General features: G+C 46.1%; 5 protein-coding genes. 1 reads left to right on the forward strand and 4 read right to left on the reverse strand.

Annotated features, from left to right (window positions below; genetic code table 11):
- Positions 1-92: 92 nt before the first annotated feature.
- The 4 genes from glnG to glnA all read right to left on the reverse strand — a co-directional run bounded on the left by glnG (position 93) and on the right by glnA (position 4,919).
- Entirely contained in the window at positions 93-1,496 is a 1,404-nt protein-coding gene (gene glnG / locus R7R24_RS18935) for a nitrogen regulation protein NR(I) (RefSeq protein ID WP_017821941.1), read from the reverse strand.
- A gap of 57 nt (positions 1,497-1,553) precedes the next feature.
- Complete coding sequence (gene glnL, locus R7R24_RS18940; RefSeq protein WP_017821940.1) at positions 1,554-2,600, reverse strand: nitrogen regulation protein NR(II); 1,047 nt, start codon at positions 2,598-2,600, stop codon at positions 1,554-1,556.
- Positions 2,601-2,732: 132 nt separating this feature from the next.
- The gene (locus R7R24_RS18945) at positions 2,733-3,314 is read right to left on the reverse strand and encodes a DUF4124 domain-containing protein (RefSeq protein WP_042522597.1); all 582 of its coding nucleotides are present in this window, start codon (positions 3,312-3,314) and stop codon (positions 2,733-2,735) included.
- A 195-nt stretch (positions 3,315-3,509) separates the two neighbouring features.
- Entirely contained in the window at positions 3,510-4,919 is a 1,410-nt protein-coding gene (gene glnA / locus R7R24_RS18950; protein ID WP_005379275.1) for a glutamate--ammonia ligase, read from the reverse strand.
- Positions 4,920-5,449: 530 nt separating this feature from the next.
- Between glnA and typA the strand changes: the two genes are divergently transcribed.
- Positions 5,450-7,279 carry a translational GTPase TypA gene (gene typA / locus R7R24_RS18955; protein ID WP_005379276.1) on the forward strand — a complete coding sequence of 610 codons (1,830 nt, stop codon included), beginning with the start codon at positions 5,450-5,452 and terminating at the stop codon, positions 7,277-7,279.
- Positions 7,280-7,406: the final 127 nt, after the last annotated feature.

Below are 7,406 nucleotides of genomic sequence, written 5' to 3' on the forward strand. Positions count from 1 at the left end.
CATAGATGGTGGTGCGCCACAATTGTACTGATGTTTTTATTAATATCGAGTGACAAACGACGCTCGTTGTTAACGCACCACGTAAGTGATTGTCAGTACAATTCTTTTAATTTTCTGGTGAGTGTATTTCGCCCCCAGCCTAATACTTTAGCGGCATCTTGCTTATGACCTTTAGTGTGCTCTAAGGCTGCTTCTAATAAAATGCGTTCAAATTCTGGTAAAGCGTAAGAAAGTAGTTCTTTATCTCCTGCTGCGAGTGAATGCCGTGCCCAATCCGCCAATTGTTCTTGCCAACTACCATGTGCAGAGTCTGAAATGGATTTTTTCTCTTCGAGTAGTTCGCTTGGCAAGTCATTTGGTAACACTTCGCTACCACTGGCCATAACGGTTAACCAACGGCAAATATTCTCTAATTGACGAACGTTGCCAGGCCAATCAAGGCGGTTAAGAATCTCCACGGTCGATGGGTGGAGAGTTTTTGTTTCCACACCAAGCTCATCAGCCGCACGGATAAGAAAATGCTGTGTAAGCTTTTCAATGTCTTGCTTACGCTCACGCAGTGCCGGGATCTGCACGCGAATCACGTTTAAGCGATGAAAGAGGTCCTCACGGAAGTCACCTTCTTGCACCAGCTTTTCTAAGTTCTGGTGTGTTGCCGCGACAATTCGTACATCGACACTGATCGGAGAGTGACCGCCCACTCGATAAAACTGCCCGTCAGCTAGAACGCGTAGCAAACGAGTTTGAATGTCCAATGGCATGTCGCCGATTTCGTCTAAAAATAGAGTGCCGCCATTGGCTTGTTCGAATCGTCCTTGACGAACATTGTTTGCCCCCGTAAACGCGCCTTTTTCGTGGCCAAACAGTTCTGATTCAATCAAGTCTTTGGGAATTGCCGCCATATTGAGCGCAATGAAAGGTTTGTTAGCACGTGGACTGTGACGGTGCAGTGCATGAGCAACGAGTTCTTTACCCGTGCCCGATTCACCGTTAATCAAGACTGAAATAGAGGAGCGAGAAAGACGACCAATGGCGCGAAACACCTCTTGCATCGCTGGTGCTTCACCGATAATTTCAGGCGTTTCTGCTGGAATGTCTTCTGGAGAGAGCTGCTCGCGTTTGTTTTCGTGGCTGTGTGCAATGGCTCGTTCAACCAGAGTTAAAGTTTCATCAATATCAAAAGGTTTTGGTAAATATTCAAAAGCACCTTTTTGGTACGCATTCACTGCCGCATCTAAATCTGAATGCGCGGTCATGATAATCACGGGAAGGTCTGGGTAATCGCGCTGTACTTGCTTTAGTAGCTCCAACCCATCAATACCTGGCATGCGAATGTCTGATACTAGAACATCCGGCACTTCGCGTTCGAGCGCCATTAACACGCTTTCTCCATCGGCATAGGTTTCACATTTGATGTTGGCAGAGGAGAGTGTTTTCTCCATTACCCAGCGAATTGAACTGTCGTCATCAACGACCCAAACATATCCTTTACTCATGTAGTAATCCTTGCAGCAAACCGAAAAACTGACGCGACTTGAAGTCCATTAGCGCACTCAGATCGGCAGATAAATAGTAAATGTTGTGTGACCAGGCCAGCTTTCTACGTCTATTTTTCCATTGTGCTGGTCGATCAAATTTTGCGAAATAGATAGCCCTAATCCAGTTCCTCCCTCGCGGCCACTGACCATGGGATAGAACAGCGTGTCTTGTAGTTCCGGTGGAATACCTGGGCCGTTGTCTGTGATTTCGACACGAGCAGCGAGTTTACAGCGTTTGCCGTGAATATTGGCTTGATGCACCGTTCTGGTGCGAATGGTTATTTTCCCGTGCTCTTGATGGCTAAGAATTTGTGCGGCGTTGCTGACGATATTAAGCATTGCCTGCTCGATTTGGTCTGTATCCATCAAAATCTCTGGCAAGCTTGGGTCATAATCTCGTTCAATGATGATTGAGCGTTGTGACTCTAATTCAACCAGTTGGCGAACCTTTTCAAGAATTTGGTGCAGATTCTCTTGTGTCTTCTTACCTGGCTTTTGCGGTCCTAGTAATCGATCCACGAGCGCCCTTAAACGGTCTGCTTGCTCAATGATGATGTGTGTATATTCGGTGAGAGAGGGCTCTGGCAGCATTTTTTCTAGCAATTGCGCCGCACCGCGTAAGCCGCCAAGCGGATTTTTAATCTCATGTGCAAGCCCTCGGACTAACAGCTTCGCTGCTTGTTGTTGGGCGTGTTGGTTCAGTTCTTGAGAGAGTCGGCGCTGCTGATCAATTTTGCGCATCTCGACCAGAAGCATCAACTGCTTTTGCCAAGTGATAGGGCTAACCGTCACCTCTAGCATTAAAGGGCGGCCATCAACAACGAAAGTGACGTCACTGTCGGTGATGCTTTGGCCACTTTGCAACGGTTGAGTGAGCAGCGCGAGATCCAGCGACGCATGCTGAATCAATTGAGAAAGTGATTGTTCAATAATTCGTTTGGCGCTTTGAGAAAACAGCAATTCGGCAGCCGGATTGGCATAACGGATGGCCAATCCATCATCAAGAATCAGCGTTGCTGTCACCATATTGTTGAGAATGGCACTAGGAAGACTGGTATCCACATTACGTCCTTGTTTTGCTTTAAGATTGTGCGATGCACAATAATGGTGCAATTGAACGTTAAGTATGGCGAATAAATCTTAGAAGAAAAAGTGAAAAGCATCGCTGTGATGTAATTTTTTTCACCAGATATTCTATTTTGCCCCTTTTACGGTCGGCTTAACACTTGCTCTATGTAAATGCACCGTTATAGGGCTAGTAGATGCAATAAGCTTGCCGCTTCTTTTCGCGTGCACAGCAAGTGTGTGAGTGCCTCGGTCAATATTGTTTAACTGCCACACTATATGGTTTTGTGGTGCACCATAAGGTTTTCCATCGAGTAACAATTGCAATTGCTCACCGATACCAAGCTTGCGATTGGTTTCTAATTGAATATTGATGATGCCTCGATTGCTGCGGATGGTCTCGTTGTGCTTGGGAGTCAGCATCGAGAGTTGTAATGGGAGAGGCTGATCGGTTGTTTTCTCTGGCTTGTTTTGTGATGCAGTAGATGGCGTAGTCTGAGGTGCGAGCGATTCAGTACTTTCTACCTCAGGAGCTGGTGCGCTGGCTTCAAGGTTTGGCAGTGCGATCGCTTTTGCTCCTTTGTTTGGCGTATCACTAAAGTGAACCACGCCATTTTCATCTACCCACGTATACGCGACCTGCGCGAAGGCGATAGAGGCGATTAACAATCCGCTGAGTGCACACAGTGATGGAATAAGCTGAACTTTCATTGCTCACCTTCTCTTGTTCGATGATTTCACGTTTCAATGGCTTAGCTCTTTGACCTGTAAGGAAAAATTCTAAGTGTACTTTTATTATCCTCTCATGTTAAACGTCGAAGCTTGACTGGCGAATACAAAAAAGGCCCGCCTGCGAGGCGAGCCTAATATTTTATTGCTGTGTTTACATTTTACACAGTGTCGACCTTACACAGAGTAGTAAAGTTCGAACTCAACAGGGTGAGTTGTCATGTTCACACGCTCTACGTCCTGAGACTTAAGGTCGATGTATGAATCGATGAAGTCGTCAGAGAATACGCCGCCCGCTGTTAAGAACTCACGATCAGCATCTAGCTCTGCTAGCGCGTCTTTTAGTGAGTATGCAACAGTTGGGATTTCTGCTGCTTCTTCAGCTGGAAGATCGTAAAGGTCTTTATCCATCGCTTCGCCTGGGTGGATCTTATTCTTGATACCGTCAAGACCAGCCATAAGCATTGCTGCGAAACATAGGTATGGGTTCGCCGCTGGGTCACCGAAACGAACTTCGATACGACGTGCTTTCGGGCTTGGTACCACTGGGATACGGATTGAAGCAGAGCGGTTACGCGCTGAGTAAGCTAGCATTACTGGTGCTTCGAAGCCTGGTACAAGACGTTTGTACGAGTTGGTTGATGGGTTAGCGAATGCGTTGATTGCACGAGCGTGTTTGATGATACCACCGATGTAGTAAAGCGCCATTTCAGATAGACCGCCGTACTTGTCACCAGCAAATAGGTTTACGCCATCTTTTGCTAGAGACTGGTGAACGTGCATACCGCTGCCGTTGTCGCCAACAAGTGGTTTAGGCATAAACGTCGCTGTTTTACCAAACGCGTGAGCAACGTTGTGTACAACGTACTTGTAGATTTGGATTTCGTCAGCTTTGGTTGTTAGCGTGTTGAAACGAGTTGCGATTTCGTTTTGACCCGCCGTTGCCACTTCGTGGTGGTGCGCTTCAACAACAAGACCCATTTCTTCCATTACTAGACACATAGCAGAACGGATGTCTTGAGATGAATCTACTGGAGCTACTGGGAAGTAACCACCTTTAACGCCTGGACGGTGACCTTTGTTACCTTCTTCGTAGTCAGAACCTGTGTTCCATGCCGCTTCTACGTCGTCGATTTTGAAGAAAGAGCCTGACATGTCTGTCGAGAACTTCACGTCATCAAATAGGAAGAATTCTGGCTCAGGACCGATAAGTACAGTATCTGCAACACCAGTAGAACGCATGAAGTCTTCAGCGCGTTTTGCGATAGAGCGTGGGTCACGGTCGTAGCCTTGCATTGTTGCAGGCTCTAAGATGTCACAACGGATATTTAGTGTTGCGTCTTCCGTGAATGGGTCAAGCACAGCAGAAGATGCGTCAGGCATCATTACCATGTCTGATTCGTTGATACCTTTCCAGCCAGCAACTGATGAACCATCGAACATTTTACCTTCTTCGAAGAAGTCTGCGTCGATTTGGTGAGCAGGGATCGAAATGTGCTGCTCTTTACCTTTTGTATCAGTGAAGCGTAGGTCAACAAACTTAACTTCGTTTTCTTGGATCAGCGATAGAACGTTTTCTACTGACATCTTGGATAACCTCCAGTGTTAATAAGCGGTAAAAGCTCGATTTATGAATTATTCATGAAACCTGGCATTGATTAATCAATTTGACTTTTCATTAATCGATGCTGTTTTAACTAAAGCCAAAACCGTGCCAAAAAAAATATTCCATTAATTTCAAGCAATTGTGTTTTTGAATGCTAGTTTGGTGCAGTTGCTTGCACCAAAATGATCTTTGATTGCACTATTATGGTGCTAAAAATCATTGTTGCACCATAATGTGACAGGTACATTGCGTATTCAGCCCAGTTTTTGAGCAAGAGTCAATTTGAATTATGCATCGATTAGAATAAAGTTGCGTTTAATCAATTCGTTCTGAGGAAGAAAATGGGCATTAAGCGTAAAAATCGCAGAAATGCTCGGGAGTAGATCACATATTTCTAGGCTTTTTGCTAAAATCTGGTACATTATGGCCGTTTTTTTAATCAGCAAATGTCGCCAGAGAGCACCCGTTCTCAGCGTGGGGGCATTTCATCTATCTAAGTGAATCAATATCCATGGCTACTCCACAGATTGATAAATTAAGAAATATCGCGATCATCGCGCACGTTGACCACGGTAAAACCACGTTGGTTGACAAGCTGCTACAACAATCAGGCACGCTTGAGTCTCGCGGTGAAGCTGAAGAGCGAGTCATGGACTCGAACGACATCGAGAAAGAGCGCGGTATTACCATTCTTGCTAAAAACACAGCAATCGACTGGAACGATTACCGTATCAACATCGTAGATACTCCGGGACACGCGGACTTCGGTGGTGAAGTTGAGCGTATCATGTCGATGGTAGACTCTGTACTACTTATCGTTGACGCAGTTGATGGTCCAATGCCTCAAACGCGTTTCGTAACACAAAAAGCGTTTGCTCACGGTCTAAAACCAATCGTTGTAATCAACAAGATTGACCGCCCTGGCGCACGTCCTGATTGGGTTATGGACCAAGTGTTCGACCTGTTCGACAACCTAGGTGCAACTGATGACCAGCTAGACTTTAAAGTAGTTTACGCATCAGCACTTAACGGTTGGGCTTCTCTAGAAGAAGGCGAAACTGGCGAGAACATGGAACCACTATTCCAAACTATCGTTGATGTTGTTGACGCGCCAAATGTTGACCTTGATGGTCCACTACAGATGCAAGTTTCTCAGCTAGACTACAGCTCTTACGTTGGTGTTATCGGCGTGGCTCGCGTAACTCGTGGTAGCGTTAAACCAAACCAGCAGGTAACCATTATTGGTGCTGACGGTAAAACTCGCAACGGTAAAGTGGGTACAGTAATGGGCTACCTTGGCCTAGAGCGTCACGAAGTGGAACAAGCTAACGCGGGTGATATCATCGCAATCACTGGTCTTGGCGAGCTGAAAATTTCTGACACTATCTGTGCACAAAACGCAGTAGAAGCATTACCACCATTGTCTGTTGATGAACCAACAGTAACGATGACGTTCCAAGTAAACACGTCCCCATTCGCGGGTAAAGAAGGTAAGTTCGTAACGTCACGTAACATCCTTGAGCGTCTTGAGAAGGAATTGGTACACAACGTTGCACTACGCGTTGAGCAAACAGACGATCCAGATAAATTCCGCGTATCAGGTCGTGGTGAACTTCACCTTTCTATCCTGATCGAAAACATGCGTCGTGAAGGCTTCGAGCTAGCAGTATCTCGTCCAGAAGTAATCATCAAAGAAGAAGATGGTCAGTTGATGGAACCGTTCGAAACGGTAACTATCGACGTAATGGAAGAGCACCAAGGCGGCATCATGGAGAACATCGGCCTACGTAAAGGTGAGCTGAAAGACATGTCTCCAGACGGTAAAGGTCGTGTACGTATGGACTTCGTTATGCCATCACGTGGTCTGATCGGTTTCCAAACGGAATTCATGACACTGACTTCAGGTTCAGGTCTTCTTTACCATACGTTTGATCACTACGGCCCTCACAAAGGCGGTAACATCGGTCAACGTGTAAACGGTGTACTAATCGCGAACGCGATGGGTAAAGCGCTAACTAACGCACTGTTCAACCTTCAAGAGCGTGGTCGTCTATTTATCGGTCACGGTGTTGAAGTTTACGAAGGTATGGTTATCGGTATTCACAGCCGTGACAACGACCTAACGGTAAACGCACTGAAAGGTAAGCAGCTAACCAACGTTCGTGCATCAGGTACAGATGACGCACAGGTTCTTACTCCGCCAATCAAGATGACTCTTGAGCAAGCACTAGAATTCATCGATGACGACGAGCTAGTAGAAGTAACGCCTGAAAGCATCCGTATCCGTAAGAAGTTCCTAACGGAAAGCGACCGTAAGCGTGCTTCTCGTGGCGCGAAATAATTTTCGTTAAGCGATTCAATTAAGAAGAAGCCTCGAGTTATGCTCGGGGCTTTTTGTTTTCAGCCCTAAACCACCTACTTCAGTAGGTGGTTATCATCCGTTTCGGCTTTGCCTGTAAAACTACTCA

Source organism: Vibrio sp. 704 (assembly GCF_033339295.1).

What these genes read in the sequence shown, in the direction of transcription:
- glnG (WP_017821941.1), bottom strand. Translation starts at nt 1,496, where the DNA reads ATGAGTAAAGGATATGTTTGGGTCGTTGATGACGACAGTTCAATTCGC.
- typA (WP_005379276.1), top strand. Translation starts at nt 5,450, where the DNA reads ATGGCTACTCCACAGATTGATAAATTAAGAAATATCGCGATCATCGCG.
- R7R24_RS18945 (WP_042522597.1), bottom strand. Translation starts at nt 3,314, where the DNA reads ATGAAAGTTCAGCTTATTCCATCACTGTGTGCACTCAGCGGATTGTTA.
- glnA (WP_005379275.1), bottom strand. Translation starts at nt 4,919, where the DNA reads ATGTCAGTAGAAAACGTTCTATCGCTGATCCAAGAAAACGAAGTTAAG.